At 64.1% G+C, this 20,116-nt stretch carries 15 protein-coding genes; 9 read left to right on the plus strand and 6 right to left on the minus strand.

All coding sequences use genetic code 11. The features are described from left to right. Positions 1-130: 130 nt before the first annotated feature. Genes GSQ92_RS22720 through GSQ92_RS22735 form a run of 4 tightly spaced genes read right to left on the minus strand, consistent with a single transcriptional unit; the run spans position 131 to position 5,718 of the window. Complete coding sequence (locus GSQ92_RS22720) at positions 131-2,179, minus strand: ABC transporter ATP-binding protein (RefSeq protein ID WP_158805949.1); 2,049 nt, start codon at positions 2,177-2,179, stop codon at positions 131-133. Beyond that, complete coding sequence (locus GSQ92_RS22725; RefSeq protein WP_159014094.1) at positions 2,172-3,074, minus strand: ABC transporter permease; 903 nt, start codon at positions 3,072-3,074, stop codon at positions 2,172-2,174. Before GSQ92_RS22725 ends, GSQ92_RS22720 begins: the two co-directional genes overlap by 8 nt. Then, the gene (locus GSQ92_RS22730; RefSeq protein WP_158805951.1) at positions 3,071-4,030 is read right to left on the minus strand and encodes an ABC transporter permease; all 960 of its coding nucleotides are present in this window, start codon (positions 4,028-4,030) and stop codon (positions 3,071-3,073) included. Before GSQ92_RS22730 ends, GSQ92_RS22725 begins: the two co-directional genes overlap by 4 nt. A gap of 23 nt (positions 4,031-4,053) precedes the next feature. Further along, entirely contained in the window at positions 4,054-5,718 is a 1,665-nt protein-coding gene (locus GSQ92_RS22735) for an ABC transporter substrate-binding protein (RefSeq protein ID WP_159014095.1), read from the minus strand. Between the two features lie 247 nt (positions 5,719-5,965). On the opposite strand from GSQ92_RS22735, the gene GSQ92_RS22740 reads away from it, so the two are divergent. The 6 genes from GSQ92_RS22740 to GSQ92_RS22765 all read left to right on the plus strand — a co-directional run bounded on the left by GSQ92_RS22740 (position 5,966) and on the right by GSQ92_RS22765 (position 12,427). After that, on the plus strand, positions 5,966-6,934 hold the full coding sequence (locus GSQ92_RS22740) for a LysR substrate-binding domain-containing protein (RefSeq protein WP_158805952.1): 969 nt from the start codon (positions 5,966-5,968) through the stop codon (positions 6,932-6,934). Between the two features lie 53 nt (positions 6,935-6,987). Then, positions 6,988-7,944 (plus strand): glutathione synthase, encoded by a 957-nt coding sequence (gene gshB, locus GSQ92_RS22745; protein WP_158805953.1) that lies wholly within the window; start codon positions 6,988-6,990, stop codon positions 7,942-7,944. Positions 7,945-8,067: 123 nt separating this feature from the next. After that, positions 8,068-8,880, plus strand: coding sequence for a 1-acyl-sn-glycerol-3-phosphate acyltransferase (locus GSQ92_RS22750; protein WP_158805954.1), 813 nt, complete (start codon positions 8,068-8,070; stop codon positions 8,878-8,880). 25 nt (positions 8,881-8,905) lie between these two features. Next, positions 8,906-10,048, plus strand: a complete 1,143-nt coding sequence (locus GSQ92_RS22755; protein ID WP_159014096.1) for a mechanosensitive ion channel family protein — start codon at positions 8,906-8,908, stop codon at positions 10,046-10,048. A 91-nt stretch (positions 10,049-10,139) separates the two neighbouring features. Continuing rightward, positions 10,140-11,534: a sugar porter family MFS transporter gene (locus GSQ92_RS22760; protein ID WP_158805956.1), complete on the plus strand. Its 1,395-nt coding sequence runs from the start codon at positions 10,140-10,142 to the stop codon at positions 11,532-11,534. Positions 11,535-11,596: 62 nt separating this feature from the next. Then, on the plus strand, positions 11,597-12,427 hold the full coding sequence (locus tag GSQ92_RS22765; protein WP_158805957.1) for an HAD family hydrolase: 831 nt from the start codon (positions 11,597-11,599) through the stop codon (positions 12,425-12,427). A gap of 1,196 nt (positions 12,428-13,623) precedes the next feature. Here GSQ92_RS22765 and GSQ92_RS22770 read toward each other — a convergent pair. Next, positions 13,624-15,369, minus strand: a complete 1,746-nt coding sequence (locus GSQ92_RS22770; protein ID WP_158805958.1) for a DEAD/DEAH box helicase — start codon at positions 15,367-15,369, stop codon at positions 13,624-13,626. 130 nt (positions 15,370-15,499) lie between these two features. Here GSQ92_RS22770 and GSQ92_RS22775 point away from each other — a divergent pair, with 130 nt between their 5' ends. From GSQ92_RS22775 to GSQ92_RS22785, 3 genes are all read left to right on the plus strand, one after another. Continuing rightward, positions 15,500-16,504, plus strand: coding sequence for a CopD family protein (locus GSQ92_RS22775; protein WP_158805959.1), 1,005 nt, complete (start codon positions 15,500-15,502; stop codon positions 16,502-16,504). Positions 16,505-16,634: 130 nt separating this feature from the next. After that, positions 16,635-18,020 carry a hypothetical protein gene (locus tag GSQ92_RS22780; protein ID WP_158805960.1) on the plus strand — a complete coding sequence of 462 codons (1,386 nt, stop codon included), beginning with the start codon at positions 16,635-16,637 and terminating at the stop codon, positions 18,018-18,020. Then, a complete protein-coding gene (locus GSQ92_RS22785; protein ID WP_158805961.1) occupies positions 18,017-19,255 on the plus strand; it encodes a DUF563 domain-containing protein in 1,239 nt (412 codons plus the stop codon). The genes GSQ92_RS22780 and GSQ92_RS22785 overlap by 4 nt, the downstream gene beginning before the upstream one ends. 169 nt (positions 19,256-19,424) lie before the next feature. On the opposite strand, the gene GSQ92_RS22790 is transcribed toward GSQ92_RS22785, so the two are convergent. Then, positions 19,425-20,111 (minus strand): glutathione S-transferase family protein, encoded by a 687-nt coding sequence (locus tag GSQ92_RS22790; protein ID WP_158805962.1) that lies wholly within the window; start codon positions 20,109-20,111, stop codon positions 19,425-19,427. Between the last annotated feature and the right edge of the window lie 5 nt (positions 20,112-20,116).

The raw sequence follows: 20,116 nt of genomic DNA on the forward strand, positions 1-20,116 counted from the left end.
ATGACGGTATCCTCCCGCCATCTCCAGAATCACAATGCGCCGAGCCGAAGCAAGCAATTAATGGGTCCTGACCCTAGACTACGCTCCTAGCGTAGGCAGCTAAAGAGATTTGTGTGGACGAGGGGTCGCTTTACAGCTGCTCCAGCTCGGCCTTCGCCACGCGTCCCATCTGGTCCAGCTCCAGGTGGCAGCGGATGCCGTGGTCGCCTTCGCGCTGGATGAGGGCTGGTTCCTGAGTCTCGCAGATGGCGCCGATCTTGCGGGGGCACCGGGTGTGGAAGACGCAGCCGGAGGGCGGGTTCATCGCGCTCGGGATCTCACCATGGAGGCGCCGGGTGCCCTCGCTGTCGGTCTGCGCGGCGGCGGCGAGCAGGCTTTCGGTATAGGGGTGGTGCGGTCCGCCGAAGACCCGCTCGGCCGGGCCGATCTCCATCAGGCGCCCGAGATACAGCACGGCGATGCGGTCGGAGATGTAGCGCACGACACGCAGGTCGTGGGAGACGAAGAGGTAGCTCACCCCCTGCTCGGCCTGGAGATCGGCGAGCAGGTTGAGGATCGCCGCCTGGACCGAAACGTCGAGCGCGGAAGTCGGCTCGTCGCAGACGACGACTCTCGGGTCGCCCGCGAAGGCGCGGCCGATGGCGACGCGCTGCTTGAGGCCGCCCGAAAGCTGGCGGGGCCGCATCGGCAGATAGCGCTCGGCGAGACGGATATGGCCCATCAGCGCGGTCAATTTCGTCGCCAGCGCGGCGCCACGATAGCGGCCGAGCTTGCGCATCGGGCGAGACATGATGCGGCGGATGGTCTGGCTGCGGTTGAGCGCCGCGTCTGGGTTCTGGAAGATGATCTGCAGCGCTTCGAGTTCGGCGGGCTGGCGCTTCACGGCGGCGGCGGCGAGCTTGTTGCCGTCGAGTTCGATGACACCGTTGAGATCGGGCGCGGAGAGGCCGAGCAACAGCTTGGCGAGAGTGGTTTTTCCGCTGCCGGATTCGCCGACCAGACCGAGCGTCTCGCCCGGCCAAAGCTCCAGCGAAATGTCATGCAAAGCACGGATCGGGGTGAGCGCGCTGCCGAAGGTCTTGCTCACCTCGGCGGCCCTCAGTACGGGGCGCAGGGCGGCGCGGCTGGCGGTGCTTTTCGGCGGCGAGGGCGGGGTCGCCCGCGGCAGCGCCGGCGCCTCTTCGTGGAAGTGGCAGCGGCTGAAACGGCCGCCGGGGAGGGCGATGAGCGGCGGCTCCTCCTGCCTGCATAGGTCGCGGGCGAGGCCGCAGCGGTCGGCGAAGACACAGCCTTTGAGACCCGCAAGGGATGTCGGCAGGAATCCCGGAATGGTATCGAGCCGCGTCTCATGTTTGGAGAGGCCGGCTTGCGGCAGGCAGCGCAGCAGTCCCACAGTGTAAGGGTGCCGTGGCGCCGCGAAGACTTGCCGCGTGGGTCCTTCCTCGACCAGCGTTCCGGCGTAAAGCACTCCGACGCGGGCGCACATGCGGCTGATGACCGCCAGGTTGTGGCCGATGAACAGCACGGAGCTGCCGAATTCCTGGCGGAGTTGCTGGATGAGGTCGAGCACCTCCGCCTCGACCGTGGCGTCCAGCGCCGTCGTCGGCTCGTCGAGAATGAGCAACGTGGGATCGACGGCGAGCGCCATGGCGATCACCACGCGCTGCAGCATGCCGCCCGAAAGTTCGTGCGGGTAGCGGTGCATGACACGCCCGGCATCGACAATGCGAACGCGTTTGAGCATCGCCTCGGCACGGTCCAAGCGTTCGGCGGCGGGCACGCCCGCCACCTCGAAGACCTCGGCGAGCTGGCGGCCGATGCGTAAGGAGGGGTTCAGCGCCCGGCCGGGGTCCTGGTAGACCATCGAGATACTGCGCGTGCGGAGGCGCCTGAGTGCGACGGCATCCATCGCCAGCGCATCCTCGCCCGCGATGCGGATGGCACCGGCGCGCACGCGGCCGTTGCTCGGCAGATAGCGGGTGACCGCGAGGGCGACGGTCGATTTGCCGCAGCCGGATTCGCCGACGAGGCCGAAGGTTTCGCCGCGGCCGATGCGGAAGGAGACGCCGCGGATGACTTGCCTGTCCCGGCCACGCACCCGATAGGCGATGTCGAGATCCTGCACGTCCAGCGCATCAGCGGCCGCTGCGGAGGTGCCGAGGGTTGTGGCGTCAGGCATCGACCACCCCATGGATCCCTTCAGCGGCCAGATTGACGCCGACAACAAGCGAGCCGATGGCGAGGGCGTCGAACAGCACCGTCCACCAATAGCCGCCACCGATCAGCCCGTAATTCTGCGAGATGGCGAGACCCCAATCCGATGAAGGCGGCTGAATGCCCAGGCCGAGGAAACTCAGCGAGGCGACGGTAAAGATGGCGTAGCCAAGGCGAACGGTCGCTTCCACGAGGATGGGCGGCAGGACGTTCGGCAAGATTTCGACGGTCATGATGTAGAGCGGATTTTCGCCGCGCAGATTGGCGGCGGCCACGTAATCGAGGTCGCGTTCGCTCAACACGGCGGCGCGTACTGTGCGAGCGATGACGAGACCGAAGGACAGGCCGATGACGATGATGACCGTGGTATTCGAGATGCCGAGCGCGGTGATCACCAGCATCGCGATGATGAGCAGTGGCAGCGCGAGAAACGCTTCCATGATTCGGCTCACGACATCATCGGTCAGGCCGCGCGCATAGCCGGTGAGCAGGCCCAGGAATGTTCCGACTATGGTGCCGAGCAGCGTCGCGAGCGGGGCCACAATCAGGATGTCACGCGAGCCGACGATGACGCGGGAGAGCACGTCGCGGCCATATTGGTCGGTGCCGAACCAATGATCGCCGGAGGGTGGTGTGAGGGTATTGAGCAGGTCGGTGTCGTTCGAGCCGTAAGGCGCGATGAACGGTCCGGCGATCGCCATGACGATCCAGAAGATAAGGATGACTGCGCCAATAACGAAAGACGGCGAGCGCAGCAGCAGTCCGAGGCGTTGGCGGCGGATGACGCTGGGCGTGTCGAGCGAGGGTGCGTTCGGCGGAACGGGCGCGGCCTCGACGTCCGGCGTGAGGGCCGTGCTCATTCGCGTCGTCCGAAGGAAATGCGCGGATTGAGCGCGGAATACAGCATGTCGGCGACTAGGTTCGCGACGATGTAGGTTAGACCGATGACCAGGATGCCGGCGGCGAGCATCGGGAAATCCTTCGCCTTCGCCGCCGCGAAGATCAGGCCGCCAATGCCGTGGTAGTTGAAGAGCGTCTCGACCACGACGAGTCCGCCGATCAGATAGCCGCTCTGCACAGCGACAACGGTGATGGTAGGCAACAGCGCATTGCGTAACACGTGCCGCCAGATCACTTGGCGATAGGTAAGCCCCTTGAGTACGGCGGTGCGCGTATAGTCGGAGGCGAGGGCTTCGACCATGCCGGCGCGCGCCATGCGAGCGATATAGCCGAAGATGATCATGAAGAGCGGGATTGCCGGCATCAGCAGGTAATAGAGTTGGGTGAGTCCTCCGGCGCTGTTCGGCGCCGTTGCTGTAAGCGGGAAGACGTGCAGCCAGATGCTGAACACCATGATGAGCACAATGCCCGACACGAATTCGGGCACTACGGTCGCCGACAATCCGGACAGCACGATGGCGCGGTCAATCCAGGTGCCGAGCCGCAACGCCGCCACGACACCGCCGAGGATGCCGAGCGGCACGACAAAGACGAAGGCCACGCCGGCTAGTTTCAGCGAATTGACCAGCGCATGGCCGATGAACGGGCCGACCGGCGCGCGGTAGGTATAGGACATGCCCATATTGCCCTGCACCATGCCGCTGACCCAATGCCAATACTGGAGGAGAAGCGGCTGATCGACGCCGAGCTGGTGGTTCAAAACGGCGACCGCCCGCGCATCGGCGAGCGGTCCCAGAATGGCGCGGCCCACATCGCCGGGCAGCACCTGGCAGCCCGCGAAAACGATGATGCTGAGCAGCACAAGGGTAATGACCGCGAGCAATAGACGGTAGGCGAGGGCCTGTGCGAATCTCATCCTGCCTGCGGTCTCCCCTATGGTCAGGTTTTCGCGATGCTCACACGATCGAGGAACGGACGGTCCGCCACGGCAGGCAGGCCCGAGACGTTCTTCGAGGTTGCATAGAGATAGTTGTAGAAATAGCCGAAGATGATCGGCGTCTCGTCGAGCAGCAGGCTCTCGATCTTGCCGGAAACGGCGCGCTGCCCGCTGAGATCCAGCGCCTTCACATAATCGACAACGAGGCCGTCATAGGTCTTGCTGTTGAAATGCGCCGCGTTCCACGGACCGCCGGTTACCAGCGGCGCACCAAGGAACACATTCGGCACACCACGATTGCCGTAATCGGTTATGCCGAGCGGGCTGTCGAGCCAGTCGGATTGACCGAAGACCGCCTTGCCGTAATAGGCGCCCTGATCCTCGACATGCAGCTTGATGTCGATGCCGATCTTCTTCGCGAAGCTCTGGATGAGCACGGCGTAATCGGGAATTTCGAGGAACTGTTCGGTGGTCAGCGTGACAGAGAAGCCGTTGGACACTCCGGCGGCGCCTAGCAGCTCGCGCGCTTTCTTCAAATCCTGGTCGCGCTGCGGAATCGAGGTGTCGGTCGATGGGAAAGCGGGGCAGAAGGGACTGTCATTGCCGACATCCGCATGGCCCTGGAACAACCCGCGCACGAGCGCCTTGCGGTTGATCGAGAGCGCGAGCGCCTGACGCACGCGCTTGTCGCGGAACGAGCCCTGGTCGCAACGCATATGCACCTGCTGATGCGCGCTCGACTTGCAGCTGACGATCTTGAAATCAGGATTGTTGAGGATCGCGCGGCCGGCGGCGACGGGCATCTGCGCCAGCATATCGACCTGGCCGCCCTGCAACGCCAGAACCTGAGGCTGCATGTCGGAGTAGAAGGTGAATTCGAGCCGGTCGGGAAGCGCCTTCGGCCCCCAATAGCTGTCGTTTCGGGTGTAGGAGCAGCCGACCTTCGGGATGTATTTTTCGAGCTTGAACGGCCCGGTGCCGATGAAGCTCTGCTCGAACCCGCCCGTGTAATTCGCCGGCAGGATGTAGCAGTTATAGTTGTCGGAGGAGAGAATATAAGGGAAGTTTCCGCTGGGCGCGTCGAGATGGAATTCGACGGTCAGATCGTCAACCTTGTGCGATGCGCCGACCGAGAGCACGCCCTTGAAGGCGGATAGCGCGTTGGAGGCGTTCTTAGGATTGGCCAGCCGCTCCACGCTCGCGATCACCGCATCCGCGTTCATCGGTTCGCCATTGGTGAACTTCACGCCCGAGCGCAGCTTGAAGGTCCAGACCGAGCCGTCCGTGTTGGGAGACCAGCTCGTTGCCAGAACCGGACGGAGGGTGAAGTCGGGATTGAGGGCGCAGAGGTATTCGGCGCTTTGCATCGCAACCATCAACCCGCCATCGTCGGCGATTGTAACGGGATCGATCGCGCCGGCCGGCATCGTCATGGCGACGCGCAAAGTGCCGCCCGAGGTTCCATCCGCTCGCGCACCGCGGCTGCCGGCCATGCCCATGGCGCCCGCAAGCGTTCCGAGCAGCGGCAGGGACAGGCCGAGGCGCGTGCCGTGAATGAGAAACCCGCGGCGATCGACCCGCCCGGCCAGGGCGTTGTCCATCAGGTCGTTGTCGACTTCCGACAGGTTGCGCCGAATGGCGGAGATCAGGCTATCGCGCTGGGACATCATATCCTCTTTTATTGTGGCCGCGTGGCAGGAAGGGGCCGATCCTCTAAAGTGGCCGCCGGTGTCCCCGGCCATTGGGCGAGCCACAGGCATACACTCCACGGCATGAATGACGGACGGAAAATCTAGCTTTGTCAAATCCCGCGGACCCGCCAATCCGGATCTTTTGGCGTTACAACTTACGATCTTGCCTAGTTGCCGGGCAGGTGGTGCTTATCGAGGCAATCCGGCCGGAGGAACGCGGGAGATGAGCGGGCGATCGGGACGCATCGATCGGCGCTGGCTGCCGCTGAACGCGTTGCGCGCTTTCGAGATGGTCGGGCGCCATTTGAGCTTCACCGGCGCCGCGCAATCCATGCATGTTTCGCAGAGCGCACTTAGTCGTCATGTCGCGATGTTGGAGGATCTGCTCGGCCAACCTTTGCTTTCGCGCCGGCCGCACGGGCTGGCGTTGACGGAAGCCGGGGCAGCGCTGCTTCCCGCGATCGGCAAGTCCTTCGATCGGTTGGAGCAGGTGCTGAACGATATCGTTCGGCGGGATGGGCGGCAGCGCCGGCTGCGCGTTCATATGGCGCCGTCGTTCCTCCATCAGGTCGCACTACCTATTTTGGCTGAATTTCGCCGCGACTTCCCCGATGTGGTGATTGACCTGTCCAGCGCCTTGGCGGCCGGGCTGCCCGCGACGGAGGTGGATGTCGCGGTGGTCTATGATCGTCCGCAGGCCGGGGACACGGTGCGGGACCTGTTGTGGCTGGTGCGGGTAACGCCGGTTTGCGCGCCTTCGGTCGCGGCACGTTTCGCGGGTCGTGCGCTCGGCGAGTTCCTGGCGGAGAACGAGTTGCTCCACGTCAAGCTTCAGGGCGAGCCGACGGGCGCGCCCTGGGCGCGTTTCGCGCGGCAGACGGGGCTGGCGCTGGATGTTGGCGGCGGCATCGCCTTCGAAACGGTCACGCTCGCGGCGCAATATGCAATGGGCGGCCAGGGTATCGTTCTGGCGGATGTCGAGATGTTCGCCGCCGAACTGGCCAGTGGACGGCTGGTCGCGCCCTATGATGCGGTGACCGAGGATGGCTATGGCTACTACCTCGCACTGCATCCCGAGGATCTTGCGGATCCGGCGATCAGTCTTTTCCGCTCGTGGATGATTGGGCGGCTCGGGCGGCCCTCGAAACCCAGGGAACTGCCCGCGGGGACGGTGGACGCGGTCTCGCCCTAGCCGCTTCGTCGCCCGCCGCCTATTCTGCCGCCTCATGATGGGGTGCAGCGTCAATGCCTGAGGCCTTGCGGGTCGCGGTCCAGATGGATCCGATCGAAAGCATCAATATCGACGCGGACTCGACCTTCGTGCTGATGCTGGAGGCCCAGGCACGCGGCCACCAGCTATGGCACTACGAGGTCCGGCACCTTTCGCTGTCGGGCAGCCGCACCGTCTCGGCGCGGGGGCGGCCGGTGACCTTGCGGCGTGAGAAGGGCAACCACGTCACCGCCGGGGCGTTCGAGCGGATCGATCTCGGCACCATGGACGTGATCCTGATGCGGCAGGACCCGCCCTTCGACATGAGCTATATCAGCGCCACTCACCTGCTGGAGCATATCCACCCCAGGACGCTGGTCGTGAACGACCCGGCCTCAGTGCGCAACGCACCCGAGAAATTGCTGGTGACGAGCTTCCCGGAGCTTATGCCGCCCACCCTCGTCACCTGGGATCGCGCCGCGATGATCGCCTTCCGGGCGGAATATCGCGACATCATCATCAAGCCGCTGTTCGGCAATGGCGGCACCGGCGTCTTCCGCCTCAAGGAAGACGACGAGAATTTCAGTGCGCTGGTCGACACCCATTTCGCGCGCTCGACCGAGCCGCTCATGCTGCAGCGCTACGAGCCCGCGGTGCGGGCTGGGGACAAGCGCATCATCCTGGTCGATGGCGAGCCGATGGGTGCGATCAACCGCGTGCCGGCCGCAGGCGATGCGCGCGCCAATATGCATGCGGGTGGCCGTGCCGAGGGCAGCGTCATGACGGCGCGGGATCGCGAGATCTGCGAGCGTATCGGACCCTATCTCCGCGAGCATGGGCTGCTGTTCACCGGCATCGACGTGATCGGCGACTACCTCACCGAGATCAACGTGACCTCACCGACCGGCTTGCAGGAAGTTGCCCGCTTCGACGGCGTTCAGCTTGAAAAGCCGATTTGGGACCGGATCGAGGCACGGCTTGCCGGGCGATAGCTGCTCAGCTCCCTCACCGCGCCGATGAAGGCTTGGCGCGGCGCGAAGCCTTGGCCGAGGCCGCTGCCCTTGGATGGCCCATGGCCTGGCCCGAAGGCTCTAACCGGCCTCGGGCGTGTGCTGATGCGAACAGGCGCTTTCCTGCTCTGGACGGCGATCTGCGTGCCGGTTCAAGCGCTGTTTCTGGTGTTGCCGGGCCGAGGAAAGGCCTGGTTCACGACAATCTATTGGTCGGGCGTCTGCGTGCTGCTCAGTTTGCGCGTGCGGGTTATCGGCACGCCCGCGACCGGACCGGAGCCTGTTGTCTTCGTCTCGAACCATTCCTCCTGGCTCGATATCCCGGCGCTGGGCGCCAAGCTCCAGGCCTCCTTCATCGCCAAGAATGAAGTAGGGCAGTGGCCGGGCGTTTCGGTGGTCGCGCGGCTGGGGCGCACGATCTATGTCAGCCGCCGCATGACGGGCGCGCGGCGGGAGAACCTGGAGATCCGCAACCGCATCGCGGCCGGCGATAGCCTCGTGCTGTTTCCGGAAGGCACGACCTCGGACGGCGCCCGCGTCATGCCCTTTCGCTCTGCCTTCCTGGCGATCGCCGAGACCGACCAGCCGCACATCATCCAGCCCGTCTCGATCGTCTATGACGAACTCGACTATCTGCCGGTCCGGCGGGAGCAGCGGGCCTTGTTCGCCTGGTTTGGGGATATGGAGCTCGCCTCCCATTTCGCGCGCATCGGGCGGCATCGCGGCCTTCGTGTCACCATCCTGTTCCATCCGCCCTTCGACGCAGCGCATCGGCCTAGCCGCAAGCGCCTGGCTCAGGAAAGCTGGCGCCAAGTCGCGGAGGGTGCCGCCATGCTCCGCCATAACTGGCGCGACCCTGAGCTGCTTTCGCGAATAGAAGAGACGACGTCCGCCGCCGCCGCTGGCGCGGGCAGCTAAAGAGAAGCGCGGGAGGACCGGCACCATGCATCCCCAGCATCTCGAAACCAGAATCCAGACCATCGTCGCCGCTGGCCCGAGCTGGCTGCCCCCTGCGGTCTGGAGCACCGTGATACTCCTTGTCGCGGCGGGGCTTGCCTTGCTGCTGCATGGCGCCAGCCTGGAAGTGTTCAAACACCTCTCGCCGCCGAGGAAGGTTCGCAGCTTCTGGGAAGCGCTGATCGAGAACACGATCGGACCGAGCCGCCTCGCCTACGTCGTCTTCCTGGTCGGCGCGGCGCTTCCCTCCACCAATTTCACGCTGCCGACGACTCTCGCCATCGCCCATGGCCTGCTGGTCGCCTTTATCTTGCTCGTTGGCTGGAGCTCGATGCGCAGCCTGGAAATCGCGGCGACACTCTACCTCCACCACTTCCGCACGGATGTGGACGACAATCTGCGGGCGCGGAAACACCTCACCCAGATCCGCATCCTCAAGCGGGCCGGCGATATCCTCATTGGCGTTGTCACTGTCGCGGTCGCACTAATGACGTTCGACCAGGTGCGGCAATACGGGCTGAGTCTTTTCGCCTCCGCCGGCGCCGCGAGCCTTGTTCTCGGCCTGGCGGCCCGGCCACTGCTGACCAACCTTATCGCCGGTGTGCAGATCGCGATCACCCAGCCGATCCGGTTGGAGGACGCGGTGATCGTGGAGGGTGAATGGGGCTGGGTCGAGGAAATCACCAGTACTTATGTTGTGGTGCGACTATGGGATTGGCGTCGGATGATTCTGCCGATCGCCTATTTCCTGGAAAAGCCGTTCCAAAACTGGACCCGCGAATCCGCCTCGCTTATCGGCTCCGTCTATCTCTATCTGGACTACAGCGTGCCGGTGGAAGCGGTGCGCACCAAGCTCTCGGAGATTGCCGCCGAGAGCAAGCTTTGCGACGGCAAAGTCATCAACCTTCAGATGAGCGACGCGCGCGAACGGGTGGTGGAGTTGCGAGCGCTGGTGAGCGCCCGGACGGCGCCGCAATGTTGGGACCTGCGCTGCGAGGTGCGGGAGAAGCTCGTCGCTTTCATTCGCGAAAACTACCCCGAGGCGCTGCCGCAAACCCGCGTGCAACTGGACGCCATCGCACAGCCCATCTCCCAGGGCAATCCTGCCATGCGCGGGGCGATGATGTAGGCGGCCCTGCCCAGGTCGAAGGTAATTCGGTAATTTGACCAAATATTTGACGTTCCGCTGGAATGGCCTGAAGCAGTAGGGATTAACAAAAATGAGCGTCGCCGCCTCTTCACAACCGAGCGGCACCGCCGCACGCAATAAAGCCGCCTTCACCGCGGGAATGGCGGCGCTGGCCGGTCTCATGTTTGGCCTTGATATCGGGGTCATTTCAGGCGCGCTCAGATTCATCGGCGATACCTTCCACGCTTCTGATCAGGCGAAAGAGTGGATCGTCAGCAGCATGATGATCGGCGCCGCGATCGGGGCTTTGGGGGCAGGCGTTCTGTCCTACCGACTTGGCCGCAAAGTCTCGCTTATTCTTTCCGCACTACTCTTCGTTATTGGATCATTGCTCTGCGCCTTCGCCTGGTCGGTCTTGACCTTGATCATCGCGCGGATCCTTCTTGGCCTTGCCATCGGGACGGCGAGTTTCACAGCGCCGCTCTATATCGCGGAGATCGCGCCGCCCAAGAAACGCGGCTCGATGATCGCGACCTATCAGCTGATGCTTACCATTGGCATTCTCGCGGCCTTTATCTCGGACACTCTGTTCGCCTATGGCGGCCACTGGCGCTGGATGCTTGGAATTGTCGCGGTTCCAGGCGGCATGTTTCTGGCCGGGGTGTTCCTGCTGCCGAACAGTCCGCGGTGGCTCATGATGCGGGGACGCAAGCCCGAGGCGCTGGTGGTATTGCTCACTCTGCGCGAGAGCCGGCACGAGGTCGACGAGGAAGTGCGCGAGATCGAGGAGCAGCTGGGGCGCCCGCAAGTCGGCTGGGAGCTGTTTCGCGCCAACTCCAATTTCCGCCGCTCGGTCGGCTTCGGCCTACTGCTCCAGGCGGTTCAGCAATTCACCGGCATCAACGTCGTGATGTATTACGCGCCCCGCATTTTCGAGGAGGCCGGCTTTGGCCTGCACGCCTCGTTGTGGGGCACGGCGATCGTCGGCTTGGTCAATGTTCTGGCGACGTTTATCGCGATCGGCGTTGTCGATCGTTTGGGACGGCGGCCAGTGCTGCTGATTGGCTTTGCGGTGATGGCGGTGGGCCTGGGTGCTCTCGGGATCCTGCTCAATATCGGCACGCATGACCTCACCATGCGGCTGATCGCGGTGGCCACGCTGCTCATCTTCATCGCTGGCTTCGCGATGTCTGCGGGGCCGCTGATCTGGATCCTGTGCTCGGAGGTGCAGCCCACGCGTGGACGGGACTTCGGCGTTTCGGCCTCCACCTTCATGAACTGGGCGGCGAATTTCGTGGTCGGGCTGACCTTCCTCTCGCTGCTCAACGGTCTGGGCACGGGCGCTACCTTCTGGCTCTACGCGGCGCTGAATGCAGCTTTCATCGTAATGACATTTTTCCTCGTGCCGGAGACCAAGGGCGTTTCGCTAGAGGCGATCGAAGCGAATTTGATGGCGGGCAAGCCGCTGCGGCGTATTGGCGCGTAGAAACACGGCTTGACCAAGAAGGCGGCGGATCGTCTCTGGCGGCGGCAGATAGGGGATGGTTCATGAGCGGTGCTGAGCGGCGGAGTGCGATCCGGCTGGTGGTGAGCGACATCGACGGCACGCTGGTGCGTCATGACAAGACCCTCCATCCGGAGACGATCGCCGCCGCCCGGCAACTGCGCGAGGCGGGGATCCTCTTCTGCCTAGTCAGCAGCCGGCCGCCGCGCGGGATGGACATGTATCTCGCGCCCCTCGGCATCGACACGCCACGCGCCGGCTTCAACGGCGGCGCGATTGTGGGCGCCGATGACGCGATGCTGGAAGAGCTGGTCATTCCGGGCGACGCGGCGCGCCAGGCGGTCAAGGATATGGAGAGCGCCGGGCTCGATGCCTGGGTTTTCGCCGGCAATGGCTGGTACGTGAAAAGCGCCAATGGGCCTTACGTCGCGCATGAGGCGGAGGTGACGCGGAATACCTTCGTGGTGGTGGAGGATTTCGGCGAGCATCTGGACCACGCCAATAAGATCATGGCCTCATCGAAGAACTTCGATGCCGTCGCGGCGGTGGAGAGCGATCTCCAGGCGCGGCTGGCGGGCGTGGCCTCGGTCAACCGCTCCTCGCCCTATTACGTGGACGTGACGCATCCCGACGCAAACAAGGGCCACGCAGCTTTGGCCTTGGCGAAGATCGTCGGCGTGCCGCCCGAGGCGATGGCTTGCCTGGGCGACATGCCGGTCGATATCTCCATGCTCAAGATCGCCGGCGTCTCCATCGCGATGGGCAATGCACCTGATAGCGTGAAGGCGGCGGCGAGGTTCGTGACGGGCACGAATGACGAGGCGGGATGGGCGGATGCTGTGCGACGGTATGTGTTGAGTCCGACGGATAGCTAGCTCCATCCGCCGAGGCGCTTGTCTTTCATAGGCTCAGATTTTTGCGACGAGCCAGCCCGTCGTGTTGGTGTCCGGTGTATCAGGGGAAGTCTGCATGTAATGCGCGAAGTTGGGTCGAGTCAGCTCGGGCATGCTTCCGTAGCCAATCTGATAGTTGCTTTGCTCGGGATTGAATCGTGTTGGCGGTCGCCGGTTCACAAGCGTTAGCGCTACAGGTTGCGGTTCCTCGACAGAGGGCCTGGTTTGACCGAGCTGGACGATTGCGAAGCTGGCGCGTGGGATTGGGCCCAGGGATTCGACTGAAGCAGTATGGCGAATCGGGAAAGGCGGGTGATTTGATGTCTGCTGATCAGCATACCATTGTAGATCCGACGCACTAAAACTGCGAGTTATCTGTGACACATTTGACTCCATCTGCGGGTCGAAACAGAAGATTGCAAAATCCGATTAATATCAGCTTTGCACGCATCATCGTCGACTCTGTCTCTGAAGCTTCGGCTGAAGCGGGCCGACTGGCCTATGCTGGCAAGCGCGTCTGAGCAAGCACGACTTAGCCACCCACGCATTGACCAAATGGATTGAGTTGTAACTAATTGCGAAAGGTCTGATCATGATCACGAGCATTGGATCGCGTTCACCGAGATCGGCTACAATCGGCTAATGCTAGCCGCACTATTCTGGCTTACGGCCTATTGCGGAGCCGGGAGGAAGTCCATTGGGCCTGCAAATATAAATGAATCAAGATCCGGAGAATCTCTTCCTGCATTTTCGTGGGACGGTTGGGAGGGCTGCCGATGCAAGGGCAGTGTTATTTTGAAGATGGCGTGCGTTAATGCATCGACATTGAACGCATCGGCTTTGGGCAGAAGCGGGTTCTGGCCGTTCCACCAAGTCGGCTCGTCAGGCCCCGCTTGAAACCCGTAGGGCTGATAGCCTGGAGGCTGGTAAACAAAATTTGCTCCGTTTGGGAATCTGGTTACACTCATAGCCGCTCCTGTTTGTTGCCTCGCACGTTTCCCACAAAGGAGCGGGCGAGAAGAGAAGCTACAGAAGCAGGAAATGTCTTGAAGGCGCCTAATCAAACCACGATCAAAGGACTAATGTCGATCGCCTACCGTCGCGATTCGGATCGCGGATGCGGGGTAGTGAGCCACCCGGACTCAATACCTGGATCGACCAAGGCTATCGCCGCAGCGCTAATTCGCGCGGCGGCGTAGGCTCGGCTTGGCGCTGTCGCCATAGCTGCGCGGCTTGGTGCTGCGGTGCGGGCGATCCTCGCGCCGCGCATGGGTCTGCGCGGGCGGTGGGCCGTCGGCGGCTTCGATGCGAATTTCGTTTTCGCCCGCATTTCCGAGTGCGGCGGCGAAGGCCTCGGACGCCGTCTCGGTGATCTGAAAGCGCGTTTCGTGCTCGGAGATGCGGATTGCGCCGACATCCTTTTTCGTGACCTGACCCAGGCGGCAGATCAGCGGCAGCAGCCATTTCGGATCGGCCTTGTTCTTGCGGCCGACGCTGGTGCGATACCAGACCATCGGCACATCCTCGGCGCGGAAGCTCTCGCGTGGAACATAGGGACGCTCCGCACGCTCGGCGCCTTCGCTGCGGGTGCGGGGCTGGGACTCGTCCGGCGTGGCGCGGGCGCCGGCGATCTCGACCGGGCTCGGCAGCAACTGGCGGCGCAGGCGGATGAAGGCGGCGGCGAGAGCTTCCGCGCCATGCCGCTCGGCAAGCTGATAGGCGAGTTCGACATCGCCATCCGAGGGCGGCGCGCTCAGCATCGGGTCGGCGAGCAGATGGGCACGGTCCTGGGCACGGATTTGCTCGGCGGTGGGTGCCGTGCCCCAGCTTGCCGTCAGCCCGGCCCAGCTCAGCAGCAGCTCGGCTTTGCGGCGGCGAGGATGCGGCACCAGCAGCACGGCGATGCCCTTGCGCCCCGCGCGGCCAGTGCGGCCCGAACGATGGAGCAGCGTGTCCTTGTTGGTCGGCAGATCGGCATGGATAACCAGGCCGAGATCCGGCAGGTCGAGCCCGCGCGCCGCGACATCGGTCGCGACGCAGACCTGCGCCCGCCCGTCCCGCACCGCCTGGAGCGCCGTATTTCGTTCGTGCTGCGACAGCTCGCCGGACAGGGCGACGGCGGTGAAGCCGCGGGCGATCAGCGCATCGGCCAGGCCGCGCACGCTCTCGCGCCGGGCGCAGAAAATGATGGCGCTGCGCGGGGAGATGAGGCGCAGCGTATTGACGATGGCGCCCTCGACCTGATCGGGATCGATGCGCATCGCGCGGTATTCGATGTCCTGATGCGGCTGGTTGCGATCGACCGTGTCGATGCGCAGCGCATTGCGCTGGTAGCGCTTCGCCAGCATCGCGATGTCGCGCGGGATCGTCGCCGAGAATAGCAGGGTGCGCCGCTGGCCGGGCGTCGCGTCAAGGATGAACTCAAGCTCCTCGCGGAAGCCCATGTCGAGCATCTCATCCGCCTCGTCGAGCACGACGACGCGGAGGGCCGAGGGGTCGAGCTGCTTGCGCTCCAGATGGTCCTTGAGGCGGCCGGGGGTGCCGACGACGATATGCGCGCCCTGGGACAACAGCCGGGCCTCCCGCCGCGCATCCATGCCGCCGATACAGGCGACGACCCGCGCGCCGGCCTCGGCATAGAGCCACAGCAGCTCGCCATGGACCTGAAGGGCGAGTTCCCGGGTCGGCGCGATGATGAGAGCGAGGGGCGGGCCGGCTGGCGGCAGCCTGTCCTCCTCGCTCATCAGGGTCGGCGCGAAGGCGAGGCCGTAGCCGACCGTCTTGCCCGAACCGGTCTGTGCCGACACGAGGAGGTCCCGATCCACGGGGGCGGCGAGGACCTCGGCTTGCACGGAGGTAGGCTCGGAATAGCCTCGTGCGTCGAGGGCGCGCGCAAGAGCGGGGTTGAGCGTCGGAAACGGCATTTTTGAGGAAGGTCCGGTCAAATATAAAGGACAGCGGTCCTCTTAGCGCAAAAGAGTCGGGTTTCGCGAGCGGAGACAGGGCAGGGGTGGGCTGCGCCGAGCACGACGACTGCGAGATGAGGCGCTTGCCATGTCCTCGCCTCGCCTTCATGGGTCTTTCGGGCGCGGCCTGTGCCGCATGCTGCCGAGAGCTGTTGGGGCGGATGCCGTGTCGATCGTTCCGGGCTTCGACTTCAGCGATAGCGGCGGCCTGGCCCTCAGCCTGCTGCGGGGTGCCACGGATGGCGCCGTGCTGGGGACCTTCGGGACCTTGGTGCTGACGTGGCTGGTGGCGCCGCCGGCCTTGGCTGTGGCCGAGACGCCCGGGACCTTGCGCCTCGGCTTGCGGCGGCAGGGCGTCTGCTGGGCGGTGGCGGCGATCGGCCTGGTGCTGGTCTGGCTCGTTTTCGTCGCGAAATCCTTGAGCGAGGCGGCCGATCTGCCAGCTCTCGCGGCGGCCGTCGGGACCGTGGCGGCGCAAACCCAGTTCGGCCACCTCGTTCTGGCGACGCTGGCCTGCCTGCTGCTGGTGATCGCGGCGAGCGTTGCGCCTCTTTGTCGGGACCGTCTTGCGTGGGCGGTGATGCCGGCGATCGGGGCGGTGGTGTTGCAGGCCCTTCACGGTCATGCGCTCGGCATGGGGATGCCGCTGATGGTTGCCTCGGAATGCGCGCATCTGCTGGCGGCCGGGGCGTGGATCGGCGCGCTCCCGGCCTTCTGGCTGCTGGCGCGGCGGCTGCCGCCCGAGGGGCTGTCGATCCTGGCGAGGCGGTTTTCACCGCTGGGCGTCGCCTGCGTGCTGGTGCTTGCCGCGACGGCTTTCGCTCAGGGCTGGGCGCTTATCGGCAGCTTCGGCGCGCTGGGCGGGACCGCCTATGGCTGGATGGCGCTGCTCAAGCTGCTGTTCTTCGTGTTGCTGCTGAGCCTCGCGGCGCTGAACCGGCAATTGCTGACACCGACCCTGGCGGGTGCGGTAACGGCGGAGGCGGCGCGTCGCCACTTGCTCGCAAGCGTCGCTATGGAGGTTGTGCTCGGTTTGGCCGCCATCCTCGCTGCCGGATTGCTGGCGAGCCTGGAACCGACGATGCCGATGTAAAAGCTGGCGGCGCCTTCACGATAAACTAAGAAGCCCCTGTGTAAGACACCTCCGAATTAAGCGTTGTTGCCGGTTCGCAACATGAGCGCCACGCCGTTCCGCGGAGCGGCCGGGGCGCACGGGGGCTGCCATGGCGTTCGCGACCCATTTGCAGAAGACGGAGGCCGAGCTTGAAGGTTTGGAGCGCCCGCAGGCAATAGATCTCACGGCTCAAGCAGCGCCACTCTTGGCGGGGCTCAACCGCTTCCTTCATCCGCGGCGCCTGCGCCAGTATCAGTCGGCAATCTTCGACCGTGGCCATTTCGTGATCCGGGATCCGCGCGATGGGCAGGAGCGCATCTGCGACGGCACGCTGTTCGCGCCGATGAAGGCTTTCGCCTGGCGCTTTCCGGCGCCGGCCGGCGATCTGTGGCTCATAAGCTCCGGCCCCGATCGCGGCTACGAGATTGATGGCGTCTATGATCCGGCCCGGCGATGCCTCACGCTGCCGTCGGGCCATGACAGCGCTGTGGCGATCTTTCTCGTGCGCCATATTCGGGCGGTGGCGGACGCGCCGTGCGGCAAGGGTCAAAGGGCCAAACTGGTATTGGGCCACCCAAATTTCGCGCATTTCTTATGGAACGAAATGCCCGCGCTGCTGGAGCTCGAAAGCCGCACTGCTTCAGGGATCGCCGGCATCCTGCTCGCACATGAGCCGATCCTGCCATTCGGAAAACTCTTCGACTGGGCCTTGGCGTCTCCGGTCTCCACGATCACCCGCGAAGCCTCGCACGGTCATAGGGCGCGCTTCCATCCCGGCACGCTTTTCGCGGCCGGATCGACGCGAGTCAGCCTCGCGGCGAAGGCAAGGGTCACGCAGCGCTGCCGGAACGCGAGCGGCACCGTCGCGGCACCAGAGCCCGGCGCTATCCGTTTGTGGCTCAGCCTGCGTGCGCTCTACCGTCGCCCCGTCAATCAGATCGAGACCTTTGTCGCTTTGTTGCGGAGCTTAAGTCGTTGTGGAACCCGCTTCGAGGTTCTGCTCGATGGCTATTCACTCCCGCATGACATCGAGGTTCCGGGCCGCTACGACATCGACCGGGAACGCGGCAATCGCGCCGAGGTTATCATCATGGCGCGGGACCTAATGGCGCGCTGCCGCGGATGGGTCGGAGGACCGGCGCTTATCGACATTACTGGCTGCGGCCTCGTCGAGAGCATCGCCTATGCCGCGACCGCGCAATACTACATCTGTCATCACGGGACGCAGCAGCACAAGATCGGCTGGCTGTACGATACACCGGGCCTCATTCACGCAGGCCCCAGCATCGTCGCGACGCAGCCTGCCGGCTGGATGGCCGATCAATGCGAGGGCGCGCTTCCGCCCGTCTATTTGGCGGAACATTTCGTCGCGGAAGCGAAGACGGAGAACGAACGGCCCGGGCAACCCTATTTCGCGGATTATCTCTTCAACGAGCCGAAGCTTGCCGCCGACGCGATGATCGCCGCGCTGCGCCAGACGCTGAACCTCGGATGACGTCACCGCGCATTGCTCCGACCATAGGCAAGCCCGATGCCGCCCGCTTGGTCGCGGCGGCGGCGGGACTTCCCGAGCTTGACCCCTATTGGGGCCCCGTCGCGCAGAGTCTGGAGCAGGCGGAGCGGTTGTGCGGCATCGGCTGCAACGAGGACATTGCTTTCGTTACCTCGGCGCCCGCGCTGCAGGAGATTGTTCTCGCGCGCGGTCACGATCGGCTCTTGCCGCCCCCCGGCTATCTCAACGGGCGGCCGGATTGCTTCCCGGGCTTTCCCGGAATGTGGCCGAGCGGTGCCGCGGCTCTGAGAGGTTTCGTGCTGCCCAACGCCTACTACGGCTTGGTCGCGGACGCACCGGTGGCGATCAGCGCGGAGCGGAAAGCTGTCGCATCCGCTAGTTCGAAGTTCGCACGCCTGCTGCATTTTTACGATTATCCACTTGAGCCGCTGTTGTCCGATGCGCCTTTCATCGACGGCACTGTGCTCGCCTTGGTCGATGATGTCTTCGGCCTCAACTACTGCCATTGGATCTGCGACTGGTTGAGCCGGCTCGCCCCGTTCAAGAATGTCCTCGGCCGCGATGATTTCTTTGTCCTCACCTCGCCGCTCACCACTGATTGGCAGCGCCGAACGTTGGAACTTTGCGGCGTCTCACGCGACCGAATGATCGCGGTGCAGCCATGGCAAGCGGTTCGGGCGAGAGAACTCATCACGCTCTCCGACATCAGCGATATTCACCATCCGATGCAGAAGGGCGCGGTTTGGGCGATGACTTTCTTGCGGGACCGTCTCCTCGCGCCGGTCGCGACGGAGATGGGGGCGGGGCGCCGCGCGGCCGGCCGCAAGATCTACGTCTCGCGGGGCGATGCTGGCGGACGCCGAGTGCTCAACGAGGATGCGCTAATGGCGCTTCTAGGTCGTCACGGCTATGAAAAGGTTGCTCCAGGCGAGCTCGATTTCGATGCGCAGGCAGTGCTATTCGCCGAGGCGTCTCATATCGTCGGGATCCACGGGGCGGGGCTCACCAATATCATCTTCGCACCGCCCTACTGCCGGGTCATCGAGATCCTGCCGCGGAGCTACGGCACACCGGCCTTCTGCGTCCTGGCGGGCGCGCGGGGGATGCCGTACTACACTTATGTCGAGGGCGCGGTCACCGCCAGCAGCGATAGCCAAGCCGACGACATCACCATCAACGTCGCCGACTTCGCCCGATGCGCGGAGGTTCTGCTTTGAGGTGCGGCGCTTTCACGAACGGGCATTGACGATGACCCTCTCGCGTCATCCTCGGCGCAGGCCGAGGATCCACGCCTTACTCGCGGCACGAAGGCAAGGCGTGGATGCCCGGCCAGCGCCGAGCATGACGAGCGATTTGCCTGATCAGTCGGTATCCGCGCAATCGGTATTACACAATCGGCTCGCGAAAGCGGAAAAAGTGACGCTGGGTCTCGGCATCATTCTCGGTCTTGAATTGGTGAAGATCCTTGAGCCCCAAAGCACGCTGCGCGGCGGGACGCTCGGTGATCGTGTCCAGCATGCGTTTGAGATGCGGCAGCGTGTCCCACACGCCTTCATCGGCGAGCATGAAGGGAACCAGTCTCGCCCAGCCCCAGACGGCCATATCGACAATCGTGTAGGTGTCTCCCAGCATGAAGCGATTCTTCGAGAGATGCGTGTTGAGGATGCCGTAGTGACGCTTGGCCTCGAATTCGTAGCGGGTATTGGCGTAGTCCTTGGGCTCGGGCGCGTAATGGCGAAAGTGCACGGCCTGGCCTGAATAGGGGCCGATCCCCGTCGCCACAAACATCAGCCATGACAAAAACCTGCCACGCGCCTCCAGCGTGTCCTCGGGAAGGAACTGTCCAGTCTTTTCGGCGAGGTAAAGGAGGATCGCGTTGCTGTCGAAGACCGTTACGCCGTCATCGACAATACAGGGCACCTTGTTGTTGGGATTGAGGGCCGCGAAGGCGGGGTCGAACTGCTCGCCCTTCCGGGTGTCGACCGGAATCGGCTCGTAAGGCAGCCCCGATTCTTCCAGGAACAGCGCCACCTTCATGGGGTTTGGAGCGGTGTTGTAATAGAAGCGGATCATTTGAG

Origin of the sequence: Acidisoma sp. S159 (assembly GCF_009766125.1) — a bacterium.
Taxonomy (GTDB): domain Bacteria; phylum Pseudomonadota; class Alphaproteobacteria; order Acetobacterales; family Acetobacteraceae; genus Acidisoma.